The organism is Nocardioides sp. (genome assembly GCF_044226765.1).
Classification (GTDB): domain Bacteria; phylum Actinomycetota; class Actinomycetes; order Propionibacteriales; family Nocardioidaceae; genus Nocardioides.
The window spans coordinates 236,754-250,504 of record NZ_JBGAGJ010000001.1; the positions used below are offsets into that span (position 1 = coordinate 236,754).

The window sequence follows — 13,751 nt, forward strand, 5'->3', positions numbered from 1 at the left end:
CTAGCGTCGGTCGCCATGAGACGCCTCGCCGTCACGGCCTCCTCGCTCGCGCTCGTCGGTGCGCTCGCGGCCGCGCCCGCACCGACCACCGCCGCGGTCCCCGCGCACCGCCTGGACGTGATGATCAAGCTCCCCGGGGCCCATCCCTGGACCGGGAAGGGCGGGTACGGCCGGCCGGCCCGCCAGCAGGTCACCGGGGTCCTCCGGACGACCCCGGGCCGGATCGTCGCGGTGGTGCGGATCGTCAACACCGGGTCGCGCACGACCGCCCTGGACATCAGCGCGAGCAGCATCCGGGTCGCCTTCTACGGCGGCGCGGACTGGCCGGAGCCGGAGAGCCTGGCGCCGGGTGAGTCGGTGACCTTCCGCTACACCGCCCACCGCGGTTCCGCCGAGGACGGTGACTCCATGCCGGTCGACATCACGGTCCCGGGGGACGGGGTGCGCTTCCTGCTCGTGGCGCGGTAGGACCGGTCCATCGGCCGCGCAGGCCATGGCGCTCGAAGCCGAGCGCCGTGTAGAGCCCGGCGGCCGGGTTGTCCACGTTCACCATCAGCCAGGCCCCGCCGTCCAGCGCGAGGAGCGCCCGGCAGACCAGGTGGGCGCCGAGGCCGCGGCCCCGCCAGGCGGGCACCACGCCGACCTGGTCGATCCAGCTCCCGAGGACGTTCACGAACCCGACCGGGCCGCCGTGCTCGTCGAGCGCGACCGCGGAGACGTCACGCCGCCACTCGTCGTCCTCCTCGAGGTCGGCCAGCCAGGCGGCCGGGGTCGGGTCCGGGAACCCGGGCCGGTCGCGGAAGGACCCGACGTACGCAGCGAACAGGTCCTCGGGTCGTGCCACGGCGGCCGGGACGAGCGTGACGCCGTCGGGCACCGGCACCTGGGGCACCGAGCCTCCCGGGCGATGCATCACGTGCTCGGCGAACGACCGCTCCAGGCCGAACCGGGCGTAGAGCCGCTCGGCCGCCGGGTGCACGTTCTCGCAGGACGCCGTGAGCGGCAGTCCGCCGGCGCGCTCCGCCGCCCAGGCGAGCAGCGACCGCCCGTGACCGCGGCCGCGGTGCGCGGGGTGCACGAGCCCCGAGGTCGTCGCCCCGTCCGCCGCGACCGCGACCGTCGCGGCGGCGACCAAGGTGTCGTCCGCCGCCCGGACCTCCCGGGTCTCGCCGGTCCGCAGCCGCGCCCGCAGGAGGCCGTCGTCGTCGGCCAGGAGGGGCAGGCCGCCGTCGACCTCCAGGCAGGCCCGGGCCAGGGCGCGCAGCTCCGCGAGGTCCTCGGTCACCCGCCCGACCCCACCAGGAACCCGGAGGCGGGTCAACCAGGTTTCCGGCAGGATGGGCCCGTGCCGACCACCAGCCAGTGGCTCGCGTTCCTGGTCGCGAGCGCCCTCTTCATCCAGGTGCCCGGCCCGAGCCTGCTCTTCACCATCGGCCGGGCCCTGACCGTCGGGCGCCGCGACGCGCTGCTGTCGGTCGCCGGCAACGCGCTCGGCGTCACCGCGCAGGTGCTGCTGGTCGCCGCCGGCCTCGGGGCGATCGTGGCCACGAGCACCCAGGCCTACCTGGCGCTGAAGATCTGCGGGGCGGCGTACGTCGTGTGGCTGGGCGTGCAGGCGATCCGGCACCGTGCCGACGCCCGCGCCGCACTGGCGGCCGTCGACCACCTCACGGTGCGCCGCACGTCGGCGCTGCGGTCGCTGCGGATCGGCTTCACGGTGGGGCTGACCAACCCCAAGACGATCGTGTTCTTCGTGGCGTTCCTGCCGCAGTTCGTCAACGAGCCGGCCGGCCACACGGGGCTCCAGCTGGCGCTGCTCGGGGTGGTGTTCGGTGCGATGGCGGTCGTCTCCGACGGGTGCTGGGCGCTGGCCGCGAGCCGCGCCCGCGACTGGTTCGCCCGTCGCCCACAGCGCCTGGACACCCTCGGCGCTGCCGGCGGGGTGATGATGATCGGCCTCGGGGCCGTGCTGGTGGCGTCTGACTGAGCCCGCCGGCGGCCGGGGCGCGCGGCGCCGCTCCGCCTGTAACGCGGGGTTATGGACGCTGCACGTGCCGCACACGCCGTGTGCAGCGACCATAACCCCGCGTTACAGCTGGCGCGCCTGGTCGTGGGCGAGCAGCGCGACGCCGAGGGAGAGGCGGGACGCGGGGTCGTCGAGCGGGTGGCCGACCAGCTCCTCGAGCCGCCGCAGGGCGGGGTAGAGCGAGGTGCGGTTGCGGTGGGCGACGCGGGCGAGCTCGGTCTTGTTGCCCCCGACCGCGAGGAACTGGCGCAGCAGGTCCACGAGCCCGCCGCCGTGCCGGGCCTCGTGCTCGAGCAGCCCCCCGAGCTCGGCCTCGGCGAACTCCTGCAGCCGGGCGTCGGCGCGCAGCGACATCAGCAGGCCGGGCAGCCGGATGTCGGCCTGCCGCACGCAGCCGTCGACGGCCGGGAGGGTGACCGCCACGTCGGCGACGAGGCGGGCCGAGCGCAGCGACGCCGCGACCGGGAGCACACCGGTGACCGGGTGCCCGGCGGCCAGCACCGCTTCGGGCTCGACCGCGGTCAGCGCACGCGCGACCGCGTCGAGGTCGACGTCGACCGGCACGAGCAGCCCCACGTGGCCGGCATCCAGCGCACCGACCAGGCCGGGGACCTCGCCGAGGGCGGACACCAGCCGCTCGACCGGCACCTCCGACCGCGACCGGGCGACCACGCCGACGTACGCCGGCGACTCGGGCACCCCGAGACCCCGCAGCCGTGCCGCCGCGACCGCCTCGGAGCCGACCCGGTCGTCGAGCAGCTCGAGCAGGAAGCCCCCGTGCACCCGCAGCTGCACCGCCGTGTCGTCCCGGTCGATCATCCGGCCCAGCTCCAGTGCCTGGGCGGCGCGCTCGGCGACCAGCCGGGCCCGCGACGGGTCGCGCACGCCGGTCACGACCAGCCGACCCCAGGCCCCGCCCTGGATGCCGACCGGCGTGGTCAGCCAGCCCTCGGGTCCGCCCACCCCCGTCGCCCGCAGGTACGGCGTCAGCCGCGAGCGCCGCTCCCAGTCGGTGAGCAGCCGGTCGACCGGCTCACCGCGTGCTGCGGGCACGAGCACACGGCGGCTGAGGTCCTCCAGCACCACGGAGCATCCGGCGAGGTCGGCCGCGGCCTCGACCAGCCGGGCCATCGGCGCCCGGGCCAGGCCGAGCTCGGTGAAGGTCTGGTGCACGTCGCCGGCGAACCGCACCTCCTCCAGCTGCTCGGCGACGATCGCGCGGTGCACGGCCTCGGTCACGTCGACGAACCGGACCCGCCGGTTGAGCACCACCACCGGGAAGCCCGCCTGGCGCGCGCGGCGCAGCGCCTGCTCCGGGACCGAGGGGTACGCCGTGCTCAGCTCCACCACGAGTGCGGCCGCCCCGACCTCGACGAGCTGGCGGACCAGGTCGTCGGCCGCCCCGGCCGAGGCCGCCATGCCGATGCCGGTCGTCAGCACCAGCTCGTCGCCCGACAGCAGCCGGCCCACCTCGCGGACCTCGACCACGTGCGCCCAGCGCAGCTCGGCGTCGAGCCCCGCGTCCCCGCTGAGCACGACCGGGTCGCCCGCGGCGAGCGCCGGCAGCGCGATGGCCTCGCGCACCGTGAGCGTCATGCGACGTACTGTCGCATGGATGCCACGACGAACGACAGTCCGTCCCTCGCCACCCCGGGGGCAGCGCGCGACGATGGGCCGCATGGAGACCACTGTGCAGACCATCGGGCACTGGATCGACGGCCAGGCCCACCCCGGCAGCAGCGGCCGGGGCGGCGACGTGACCAACCCCGCCACCGGCCGGGTCACCGGCCAGGTGGCCTTCGCCGGCCCCGAGGAGATCGAGGCCGCGGTCGCGTCGGCCAAGAAGGCGTCCCTGGACTGGGCGGCGACCTCGGTGAGCGCCCGCACCCAGGTCGTCTTCCGGTTCCGTGAGCTGCTCAACGAGCGCCGCGAGGAGCTGGCCCGGATCATCACCAGCGAGCACGGCAAGGTGCACTCCGACGCGCTCGGCGAGGTCTCGCGCGGCCAGGAGGTCGTCGAGTTCGCCTGCGGCATCCCCCACCTGCTCAAGGGCGGCAACTCACCGCAGGTCTCCACCGGCGTCGACGTCAAGAGCATCCGCCAGCCGCTCGGCGTGGTCGGCATCATCAGCCCGTTCAACTTCCCGGCCATGGTGCCGATGTGGTTCTTCCCCATCGCGATCGCCGCGGGCAACGCGGTCGTCCTCAAGCCCAGCGAGAAGGACCCGTCGGCCTCGATCTGGATGGCCGAGCTGTGGAAGGAGGCCGGTCTGCCCGACGGCGTGTTCACCGTGCTGCAGGGTGACAAGGTCGCCGTCGACGGCCTGCTCGACCACCCGGACGTCGCGTCGATCAGCTTCGTCGGCTCCACGCCGATCGCCGAGTACGTCTACGAGCGCGCCAGCCGCGCCGGCAAGCGGGTCCAGGCCCTGGGCGGTGCCAAGAACCACATGGTGGTCCTGCCGGACGCCGACCTCGACCTCGCCGCGGACGCCGCGGTGAGCGCCGGCTACGGGTCGGCCGGCGAGCGGTGCATGGCGATCAGCGTGGTCGTCGCCGTCGGCGACACCGGCGACGTCCTGGTCGAGAAGATCAAGGAGCGCACCGCCACCCTGAGGATCGGCGACGGGGAGCGGGGCACGGACATGGGTCCGCTGGTCACCGAGGTGCACCGCGACAAGGTGGCGTCGTACGTCGACGCCGGCGAGCGCGAGGGCGCGACCCTGGTCGTGGACGGCCGCACCGTCGAGGCCGACGGCGACGCCGACGGCTTCTGGCTCGGCCCCACGCTCTTCGACCACGTGACGCCCGAGATGAGCGTCTACACCGACGAGATCTTCGGCCCGGTGCTGTCGGTGGTCCGTGCGCACACCTACCAGGAGGCGCTGGACCTGGTGAACGCCAACAAGTACGGCAACGGCACCGCGATCTTCACCGGCAACGGCGGCGCGGCGCGGGCGTTCGAGCAGGACGTCCAGGTCGGCATGATCGGCGTCAACGTGCCGATCCCGGTGCCGATGGCCTACTACTCCTTCGGCGGCTGGAAGGCCTCGCTGTTCGGCGACACCCACGCCCACGGCGTCGAGGGTGTGCACTTCTTCACGCGGGGCAAGGTGGTCACGACGCGCTGGCCCGACCCGGCCACCGCCGGCGGCCTCGAGCTCGCCTTCCCCAAGAACCACTGACCGGCCCAGGAGGACCACCGCCATGAGCACCGCCTACGAGCTGGACCGCAAGCACGTCTTCCACTCCTGGTCCGCCCAGGCCGAGATCACCCCGATGGTGATCACCGCGGCCCGCGGGTCCTACGTGTGGGACGACGAGGACCGCCGCTACCTGGACTTCTCCAGCCAGCTGGTCTTCACCAACATCGGCCACCAGCACCCGCGCGTGGTCGCCGCGATCAAGGAGCAGGCCGACCGGCTCTGCACCGTCGCCCCGCAGTTCGCCAACGACCAGCGCTCCGAGGCCGCGCGGCTGATCAGCGAGATCGCGCCCGACGGCTTCGAGAAGGTGTTCTTCACCAACGGCGGCGCGGACGCCAACGAGCACGCCGTCCGGATGGCGCGCCTGCACACCGGCCGCTTCAAGGTGCTGTCGACCTACCGCAGCTACCACGGCGGCACCCAGACCGCGATCAACATGACCGGTGACCCGCGACGCTGGGCCAACGACACCGCGACCGCCGGGACCGTCCACTTCTTCGGGCCGTTCCTCTACCGCTCGGAGTTCCACGCGACGACCGAGGCCGAGGAGAGCGAGCGCGCGCTGGCGCACCTGCGCCGCACGATCGAGGCCGAGGGCCCCGACTCCATCGCCGCGATCATCCTCGAGACGATCCCCGGCACCGCCGGCATCTTCGCGCCGCCGCCGGGTTACCTCGCGGGCGTCCGCGCGCTGTGCGACCAGCACGGCATCGTGATGATCCTCGACGAGGTGATGGCCGGCTTCGGCCGCGCCGGGTCCTGGCTCGCACTCGACCGGTACGACGTCGTCCCCGACCTGGTCACCTTCGCCAAGGGCGTGAACTCCGGCTACGTGCCGCTCGGCGGCGTGATCATCAGCGACCCGATCGTCGAGACCTTCGCCCACCGGCCCTACCCCGGCGGCCTCACCTACTCGGGCCACCCGCTGGCCACCGCCGCGGCCGTCGCGACCATCACCACGATGCGCGACGAGGGCATCGTCGAGAACGCCGACCGCCTCGGCCGCGAGGTGTTCGGCCCCGGCCTCGCCGAGATCGCCGAGCGGCACGCGTGCGTCGGCGAGTTCCGTGGCGTCGGTGCCTTCTGGGCACTCGACCTCGTGACCGACCCTGACACCAAGGCGATGCTGTCGCCGGCCGGGCTGAACGAGGTCGTCGCCGCCTGCAAGTCGGCGGGCCTGCTGCCGTTCGCCAACACGAACCGGATCCACCTGGTGCCGCCGTGCACGATGAGCGACGAGGAGGCCCGCGAGGGCCTGGCGATCCTCGACGAGGCGCTCAAGGCCGGCGACCAGCATGTCGGCGCATAGCACCGTCTACGAGCGCCTCGCGCCGCCGGCCGCCCTGGTCGACGCGGCGCTGGCGCCGAGCCGGCACGCGATCCACTGGCTGGAGGACGCCCCCGGGTCGTCGTACCCCCCGCTGACGCGGGACGCCGCCGCCGACCTCACCGTGGTCGGCGGCGGCTACTGCGGGCTCTGGACGGCGGTGCTCGCCAAGCGCCGCAACCCCGGCGCCCGAGTGGTCCTCCTCGAGGCGAACACCGTCGGCTGGGCGGCGTCGGGTCGCAACGGCGGCTTCTGCGAGGCGAGCCTGACCCACGGCGAGGAGAACGGCCGCAGCCGCTGGCCCGACGAGTACGACGAGCTCACCCGGCTCGGTCGCGCCAACCTCGACGCGCTCGAGAAGGACGTCCACGAGCTCGGCATCGACGCGCAGCTCGAGCGCACCGGGATGCTCTCGGTCGCCGTCGAGGAGCACCAGGTCGACTGGCTGCGCGGGTCGCCGGGGTTCCTGGGCGAGGAGGCGGTCCGCGCCGAGATCGCCAGCCCGGTCCTCCTCGCCGGCGACTGGGAGCGCCACGACTGCGCCCTGGTCCACCCCGCCCGGCTCGCCCGCGGCCTGGCGGCCGCCGCCGCCGAGCTCGGCGTCGAGGTCCACGAGCACACCCGGGTGACCGGCCTCGACACCCCGACCCGCGGGCCGGTCGTCGTGCGGACGACCGGAGGGTCGGTCACCAGCGACCGGGTCGCGCTCGGCACCAACGTCTTCCCGGCGCTGCTGCGGCGGGCCCGACCCCTGACGATCCCCGTCTACGACTACGTCCTGATGACCGAGCCGCTCACCGACGCCCAGCTCGCGTCGATCGGCTGGCGCCACCGGCAGGGGCTCGGCGACCTCGCCAACCAGTTCCACTACTCCCGGCTCACCGCCGACAACCGGATCCTGTGGGGTGGCTACGACGCCATCCCGAAGCGCTCGGTCCGGGGGGCGCACGAGGAGCGGCCGGCGTCGTTCCGACGGCTCGCCGCACACTTCCTCACCGTCTTCCCGCAGCTCGAGGAGGTCCGGTTCAGCCACCGCTGGGCCGGCGCCATCGACACCTCGACCCGGTTCGCGGCGTTCCACGGGCTCGCCTCGCGCGGCCGCATCGCGTACGCGGCCGGGTTCACCGGGCTCGGGGTCGGTGCCACCCGGTTCGCCGCCGAGGTGATGCTCGACCGGCTCTCGGGGCTCGACACCGAGCGGACCCGGCTGGAGATGGTCGAGAGGATGCCGCTGCCGTTCCCGCCGACACCGGTGGCCGACGTCGGCATCGCGCTGACCCGCTGGTCGATCGACCGCGCCGACCACCGCCGGGGCCGGCGCAATGCCTTCCTGCGCGCGCTCGACGCGGTCGGGCTGGGGTTCGACTCGTGAGCGGCCCCGCGGATGACCGCGTGCTGTCGTCCGACGCGCTGGCCGCGACCCTCGGCCCCGACCGGACCCTTCCCCTCGCCGAGGTCGGCGCCGTGGAGATCGGCGTGTGGGAGATGGCCCCGGGCACCGAGGACGACACCGAGGTCGACGAGGTGTTCGTGGTGCTCGGTGGGCGCGGGACGGTCACGTTCGCCGACGGCGAGGTGGTGACGCTGGCGCCGGGCGTCGTCGTGCGCCTGCACGCCGGCGAGCGCACCACCTGGACCGTCACCGAGACGCTGCGCAAGATCTACGTCGCGCGCTGAGGTGCGCGGGCGGCAGGATGGGCCGGTGACCCAGGACCTCAGCGCCGTCCCCTGGCCGCTGCGCACCGCGCGCCTGACCATCCGGCCGGCCACCTCCGACGACGTCGACGCCACCTGGGCGTTCCGGCGGCTGCCCGAGGTCGCCGAGTGGGTGACCCGCCGGTTCGACGAGCGGGACGAGTACGCCGAGGTGTTCCTCGACCCCGACCGGCTGGCGAGCACGCTCGTCGTCGAGCGCGACGGCGAGGTCGTCGGCGACCTGATGCTCCGCGTGGAGGACGCCTGGGCGCAGGCGGAGGTGGCCGAGCAGGCGCAGGGCTCCCAGGCCGAGCTCGGCTGGACCCTCGACCCGGCCCACGCCGGCCAGGGGCTGGCGACCGAGGCGGTGGCGGAGCTGGTGCGGGTCTGCTTCGAGGACCTCGGCCTGCGCCGGGTCGTCGCCCTCTGCTTCGCCGACAACACGGCGTCGTGGCGGCTGATGGAGCGGGTCGGGATGCGCCGGGAGACCCACACCGTGAAGGAGTCGCTGCACCGCTCGGGTCGGTGGCTCGACGGCCTGGGCTACGCCCTACTCGCCGAGGAGTGGCGCGCCGGCCGGTGACCCAAGGCCGTTGACCCAGGCCGCTGACCCCGCGCTGTCGGTCCTCCGTGGCAGGGTGCACCCATGGCTGAAGACCACTACCGCGCAGACCTGAGCGGCTCCCGGTTCGAGGAGGTCGACTTCTCGGGCTCGTGGTTCCGCAACGTCTACTTCACGGACGTCGTGATGCGCGGCGCCTGGCTCGAGAACCTCGACGTCGACGGCGAGCTGCGCAACGTGACGATCAACGGCGTCGACGTGGGGCCGCTGGTCGAGGCGGAGCTCGACCGGCGCGACCCCGACCGGGTGCTGGTCCGCGCGCAGACTGCCGACGACTTCCGGGCCGGTTGGGCGATGGTCGAGCGTCGCTGGGCGGCGACCGTCGAACAGGCCCGAGCGCTGCCGGAGGAGCTCCTCCAGGAGCGCGTGCGCGACGAGTGGTCGTTCCTCGAGACGCTGCGCCACCTGGTGTTCGCCACCGACGCCTGGGTGCTGCGGGTGGTCCTCGGCGAACCCAAGCCCTACTACCGCTTCGGCGTGCTCCACACCGAGCACGAGGGGGAGGTGCCCGGCGTCGTGCGCGACCCCGACCCCGAGCCGACTCTCGACGAGGTGCTCGCCGAGCGCGAGTCCCGCTTTGCCGTGGTCCGCGAGGTGATGGCGGGGCTCACCGACGAGCGCCTCGACGAGATGACCGAGCCCGTCACCGAGCCCGGCTACCCCGAGTCGGAGAGCTTCCTGGTGCGCCGGGCGCTGGGAGCGATCCTCAACGAGGAGTGGTCGCACCGGGTCTACGCCGAGCGCGACCTCGCCGTGCTGGCGTCCCGGACGTAGCCTCGGCCCTGTGACCGCGTCGGCGTCGAGGCCTCGGGTGCTCGTGGTCGGCCTGGACCCCGAACGGGTCCCCGGGCCGTGGGACCCGCAGCCGGTCCTCGACGCGATCGCTCAGGGCATGGCCGGGCTGGCGGCCCACGGTTACGACGCCGCCTCGTGCCTGGTCGGGGTCGACGGATCGGAGGACGTCGAGGCGACGGTCACGACGGCCTTGCGCTCAGCGACCTGGGACTGCGTCCTGGTCGGCGGCGGGCTCCGCGGCGACCCCGACCTGGTCGAGCTGCTGGAGGCGGTCGTCGACCTGGTGCGCCGCTACGCCGGGGACGCCCCGCTCGCCTTCAACAGCACCCCGTCGGACCTCGCGACGCCCGTCGCCCGGGCGCTCGCCCGCCGCGCCAGGGCCTGAGCTCACCGCGGCGACGGCAGGTCGCGCCGGGTCACCGGAACGGCGAGCCGCCGCTCCCGCGGGCCGCCCGGGTCGGTCAGCCGACCCGGGTCAGCGGCAGGTCGCGGGTGAACGGCGTGCCGTCCCAGGCCAGGTCGTCGCCGCGCCGGGTCTCGAGCAGGACGACGGACTTCAGGTACCCGTGGCCGGCGGTGCCGGCGAAGCAGGAGAACGGCACCGTCTGGACCAGGGTCCCCTGGGCGCGGCGCACGTCGACCGTGGCCGCCGCGCAGCGGCGCGCGAAGCTCTCGCCGGTGGGCGTCGTGCCCAGCACCCGCACCACCGACGGCGCCGAGGAGGTGGTGAGGAAGACCGCCGACGCCGCGGAATCGAGCGCGCGGCGGTCGGTCGCCGCGATCGAGGCGAACACCTGCCGGTACCTGCTGCCGCTCGGCAGCACCCGCGGGACGCGGTAGCCGATCGTGATGACCTGGTGCGTGCGGTCGATGCGGTAGCCGATGCGTCGCAGGTCGACCGAGCGGGTGACCGCCTTCGGTGCGTGCCGCCCGTCGCGGTCGAGCCGCTGGTCACCGGCCCGGTCGCGCTCGGCCACCACGATGGTCGCGCGGGCCTCGTCGTCGGGGTCAACGACGGCGGATGCCGGGCCGGCGAGGGAGAGCACCGCAGCGGCGGCGACGGCGGCGGACAGGAGCGAGCGGTGGTTCATGGGACTCCCCGAGATGTGGCGCCGGAGCGCGAGTGAGGCTGCAGCGTAGACGAGCCCGGCCGCTCAGCCGGCGTCGCCCGGTCCGGGACGGCCGCGGGTGCGCGTGAGCGGCGTGGGTGCGGCCTCGGCGACGGGCGACTCGGTCGCGGGCTGGGCGGCGTACCACCGGTGGTAGACCGCGACCAGCGGCGTGGCGGTGAGGCCGTGCAGGAAGACGCTGAGGCCGACGGTCACCACGACCGTCGTGAGCAGGGTGTCGGCGTCGGGCACGCCCTCCTCGAGGGCGAGCAGGCCGAAGACGACCGAGGCGAGCCCGCGCGGGCCGAACCAGCCCATGAAGGCGACCGTCGGCCACCGCGCCCCCGAGCCCAGCAGGGCGACCGCGACCGGCAGCATCCGGATGACCGTGAGGCTGAGCAGCGCGTAGACCACCACCCGCCAGGTGATGTCGGACCACACCGCACTCAGCGCGAGGGCGCCGAAGCCGAGCCAGGTGACCGCCGCGAGGACCGAGCCCACCTCCTCGGCCAGGTAGGTCGTGCGCAGGCCGCGCTGCCGCGAGGCGGCGCCGAAGGCCAGCCCGCCGACGAAGGCCCCGATGAACCCGCTGCCGCCGAGCACCACGGCGGCGGCGTACGCCGCGGCGGCGAGCGCCAGCACGCAGAGCTGGCGCCACTGCGGGGTCAGCCACCCGCGCCCGTCGGCCAGCCGGAGCAGCGCTCCACCGACCGCGCCGACGCCCACGCCGGCGGCGACCCCCCAGCCGATCTGGTCGGCCACGTTGTGCAGGACGGCACCGCCCACGCCGCCGTGCAGCGTCGCCAGCGCGAGGTCGACCGCCACGAGGAAGAACGGGACCGCGAGGCCGTCGTTGAGGCCGCTCTCCACGTCGAGCGCCTGCCGCACTCGGGCCGGGACCGCCTCGTCCTCGACCACCCGCTGGCCCAGCGCCGCGTCGGTCGAGCAGAGCATGGTGGCCAGGACGAACGCGCTCGCGAGCGGCAGCTGCGGGAAGACGAGCAGGGCGGCGAGCAGGCCGAGCACCATCGTCAGCGGCAGGCCGACCAGGAGCAGACGACTCGGCCAGGCCAGGCTGCGCCGCAGCGACCGCAGGTCGATCCGGGCGGCGTCGGTGAAGAGCAGGAACGCCAGCGCCAGCTCGGTGACGCGCTCGGCCGCGGCACCGTCGACCGGCTCGGTCAGCCAGTCCAGACCTGCCGTCCCGACGACCGCACCCACCGCCACGAACGCCATCGCGGAGGTGACACCGCGGCGATCCAGCGGCCCCGAGAGCGCGGCGTACGCCGCGAGCACCACCGCGACGGTGAGCACCCCCTCCACGACAGCGCCTCAGGCGGTCGGGCCGGAGCCGAGGCCGGCGGCGATGCACCACTGGCCGGAGGTGTAGGTCGCCATGACGACGGACTCCAGGACGGGAGCGCGATCGGCCAGCAGGAACTTCCGCGCGCCCAGCAGCGAGTCGGAGAGCAGGAACAGCACGGCGCCGGCGAGGGTCAGGTCGCGCCCGCGGTCGTCGTCCATCGCGGCCGCCGCGGTGACCATGGTGGCGAGCGTGAGGGCGTACGCCGCGACCGGTGCCCCCAGCACCCGGTCCTCCCGGGCGGCCGCGGCCCCCATGCCGACGGCGCCGAGGCTGCCGGCGGCGAGCCAGCGCCGGCGCCCGGGGGTGCCGAGCAGCGGTGCCGACGAGCGGGCGCGGAACGCCGAGACGTAGGCGAGGTGCGCGCCGAGGAAGGAGCCCACGCCGGTCAGGAACCGGCCCCGGCCCTCCCCGAGCAGCGCGACGTCGCCACCCCAGGAGAACGCCTCGCCGGCCAGCACGCGGCGCACACCGGGGCCCTCCGGGTCCGCCGCGACCACGGTGGCGGCGAGCGCCGGCATCAGCAGCGGCTTGGTGATCCGGCGCACCCCCTGCGCGCCGGGACGGCCGGCCAGGGCGGTGTCGGTCAGGGCGAGGACGCCGTACGCGGCGCCGGCGAGGAGGCGGGCTGGTCGCACGGCCCCAGCCTGCCGCACGTAATGGGTGCCGCGACGAGGAACGGCCCGACCGCCCGCTGCCGGTGCGGCCGGCGACAGGTGTCGCTCTCGTCTGATAGGACGGACCCCTACGCCACACCACACCATCTCGGGAGTCATCGTGCGCCGTGTCGCTCTTGCCCTTGCCGCCCTCACCCTCGCGGCCACGCCGGTGCTGACCACCGGCGCCGTGGGGTCCGCCGCCGGCGCCGCCTCCCGGGGAGGCGAGCCCACGACCCGCCTCCGTGGCTCGGACTTCGCCGCCGACTCCGTGGAGGTGCCCGTCGACCGTGGCCACGGCCGCAAGGCCACCCATGCCGAGATCACCCGGGCCAAGCGGGTGGACATGCTCGGGTGGTCGATCACCGTCTTCCGTGACGCCCGGCTCCCCCGGGTCGTCTTCAAGGTGAGCGCGGACGACGTGTCCTTCCGCCGCGGCCGCATCCAGCAGTCCTTCGGCCTGGACCTGGCCGACACTACGACCCAGGTCACCGCCCGGCTGGGCCGGCGCCACGCGGGTCGGATCGGCGTCTTCCTCCACCCCGACGACCGCCACCCGGTCGCCTGCCAGCGCGCCGTGCTGCACGTCTACCCGCACCGCGACCTGGTGGTCGGTGCCGTGCCGCTGGCCTGCCTGAACCGCAACGGCGTGCGCTCCGCGCGGATCACCCCGTTCAGCCTCGCCACCATCGGCACCAAGCCCCGCAAGCCGGTATACCGGGTCGTCGACTACGCCCCCCGGATGACCGACCGGGTCTCGCTGCGGCCGCTGCGCTGACGGCGAACGGCGGGACGGCGCCGGCCGTACACAGCTGAGGCACCACGGGTGCGGCCCTGACCCGGGAGCGCGGTTGATCCGACGCACCAGGTGCTTCGGATCAACCACACTTCTGCCGGTCGGATGTGCCTGCCGGGGACCAGCAAGTCTGCGACGCGATCAATCGGACGGCTGG

At 74.5% G+C, this 13,751-nt stretch carries 15 protein-coding genes; 10 read left to right on the forward strand and 5 right to left on the reverse strand.

Going from position 1 to position 13,751, the window contains the following annotated elements; all coding sequences use genetic code 11:
- The first annotated feature begins 15 nt into the window (after nt 1-15).
- The gene (locus tag ACILRH_RS01130; RefSeq protein ID WP_395690294.1) at nt 16-468 is read left to right on the forward strand and encodes a hypothetical protein; all 453 of its coding nucleotides are present in this window, start codon (nt 16-18) and stop codon (nt 466-468) included.
- Here ACILRH_RS01130 and ACILRH_RS01135 read toward each other — a convergent pair.
- The gene (locus tag ACILRH_RS01135) at nt 422-1,285 is read right to left on the reverse strand and encodes a GNAT family N-acetyltransferase (RefSeq protein ID WP_395690295.1); all 864 of its coding nucleotides are present in this window, start codon (nt 1,283-1,285) and stop codon (nt 422-424) included. The two genes, ACILRH_RS01130 and ACILRH_RS01135, sit on opposite strands and share 47 nt — an antisense overlap.
- Before the next feature lie 60 nt (nt 1,286-1,345).
- On the opposite strand from ACILRH_RS01135, the gene ACILRH_RS01140 reads away from it, so the two are divergent.
- Nucleotides 1,346-1,987: a LysE family translocator gene (locus ACILRH_RS01140; RefSeq protein WP_395690296.1), complete on the forward strand. Its 642-nt coding sequence runs from the start codon at nt 1,346-1,348 to the stop codon at nt 1,985-1,987.
- A 102-nt stretch (nt 1,988-2,089) separates the two neighbouring features.
- Here the strand turns inward: ACILRH_RS01140 and ACILRH_RS01145 are convergent, their stop codons facing one another.
- A complete protein-coding gene (locus tag ACILRH_RS01145) occupies nt 2,090-3,622 on the reverse strand; it encodes a PucR family transcriptional regulator (protein ID WP_395690297.1) in 1,533 nt (510 codons plus the stop codon).
- 82 nt (nt 3,623-3,704) lie between these two features.
- On the opposite strand from ACILRH_RS01145, the gene ACILRH_RS01150 reads away from it, so the two are divergent.
- From ACILRH_RS01150 to ACILRH_RS01180, 7 genes are all read left to right on the forward strand, one after another.
- Nucleotides 3,705-5,210, forward strand: a complete 1,506-nt coding sequence (locus ACILRH_RS01150) for a CoA-acylating methylmalonate-semialdehyde dehydrogenase (protein WP_395690298.1) — start codon at nt 3,705-3,707, stop codon at nt 5,208-5,210.
- A gap of 22 nt (nt 5,211-5,232) precedes the next feature.
- Nucleotides 5,233-6,540, forward strand: coding sequence for an aspartate aminotransferase family protein (locus tag ACILRH_RS01155; RefSeq protein ID WP_395690299.1), 1,308 nt, complete (start codon nt 5,233-5,235; stop codon nt 6,538-6,540).
- Complete coding sequence (locus ACILRH_RS01160; RefSeq protein WP_395690300.1) at nt 6,527-7,930, forward strand: NAD(P)/FAD-dependent oxidoreductase; 1,404 nt, start codon at nt 6,527-6,529, stop codon at nt 7,928-7,930. The genes ACILRH_RS01155 and ACILRH_RS01160 overlap by 14 nt, the downstream gene beginning before the upstream one ends.
- Complete coding sequence (locus ACILRH_RS01165) at nt 7,927-8,235, forward strand: cupin domain-containing protein (RefSeq protein WP_395690301.1); 309 nt, start codon at nt 7,927-7,929, stop codon at nt 8,233-8,235. The genes ACILRH_RS01160 and ACILRH_RS01165 overlap by 4 nt, the downstream gene beginning before the upstream one ends.
- Nucleotides 8,236-8,260: 25 nt before the next feature.
- On the forward strand, nt 8,261-8,836 hold the full coding sequence (locus ACILRH_RS01170; protein ID WP_395690302.1) for a GNAT family N-acetyltransferase: 576 nt from the start codon (nt 8,261-8,263) through the stop codon (nt 8,834-8,836).
- A gap of 63 nt (nt 8,837-8,899) precedes the next feature.
- A complete protein-coding gene (locus ACILRH_RS01175; protein WP_395690303.1) occupies nt 8,900-9,649 on the forward strand; it encodes a DinB family protein in 750 nt (249 codons plus the stop codon).
- Nucleotides 9,650-9,659: 10 nt separating this feature from the next.
- Nucleotides 9,660-10,055, forward strand: coding sequence for a hypothetical protein (locus ACILRH_RS01180; RefSeq protein ID WP_395690304.1), 396 nt, complete (start codon nt 9,660-9,662; stop codon nt 10,053-10,055).
- Nucleotides 10,056-10,131: 76 nt separating this feature from the next.
- On the opposite strand, the gene ACILRH_RS01185 is transcribed toward ACILRH_RS01180, so the two are convergent.
- From ACILRH_RS01185 to ACILRH_RS01195, 3 genes are all read right to left on the reverse strand, one after another.
- Entirely contained in the window at nt 10,132-10,761 is a 630-nt protein-coding gene (locus ACILRH_RS01185; RefSeq protein WP_395690305.1) for a hypothetical protein, read from the reverse strand.
- A gap of 63 nt (nt 10,762-10,824) precedes the next feature.
- On the reverse strand, nt 10,825-12,102 hold the full coding sequence (locus tag ACILRH_RS01190) for a cation:proton antiporter (RefSeq protein WP_395690306.1): 1,278 nt from the start codon (nt 12,100-12,102) through the stop codon (nt 10,825-10,827).
- Between the two features lie 9 nt (nt 12,103-12,111).
- Nucleotides 12,112-12,780 carry a lysoplasmalogenase gene (locus tag ACILRH_RS01195; protein ID WP_395690307.1) on the reverse strand — a complete coding sequence of 223 codons (669 nt, stop codon included), beginning with the start codon at nt 12,778-12,780 and terminating at the stop codon, nt 12,112-12,114.
- 139 nt (nt 12,781-12,919) lie between these two features.
- On the opposite strand from ACILRH_RS01195, the gene ACILRH_RS01200 reads away from it, so the two are divergent.
- Nucleotides 12,920-13,576 carry a hypothetical protein gene (locus ACILRH_RS01200; RefSeq protein ID WP_395690308.1) on the forward strand — a complete coding sequence of 219 codons (657 nt, stop codon included), beginning with the start codon at nt 12,920-12,922 and terminating at the stop codon, nt 13,574-13,576.
- The last annotated feature ends 175 nt before the right edge of the window (nt 13,577-13,751 follow it).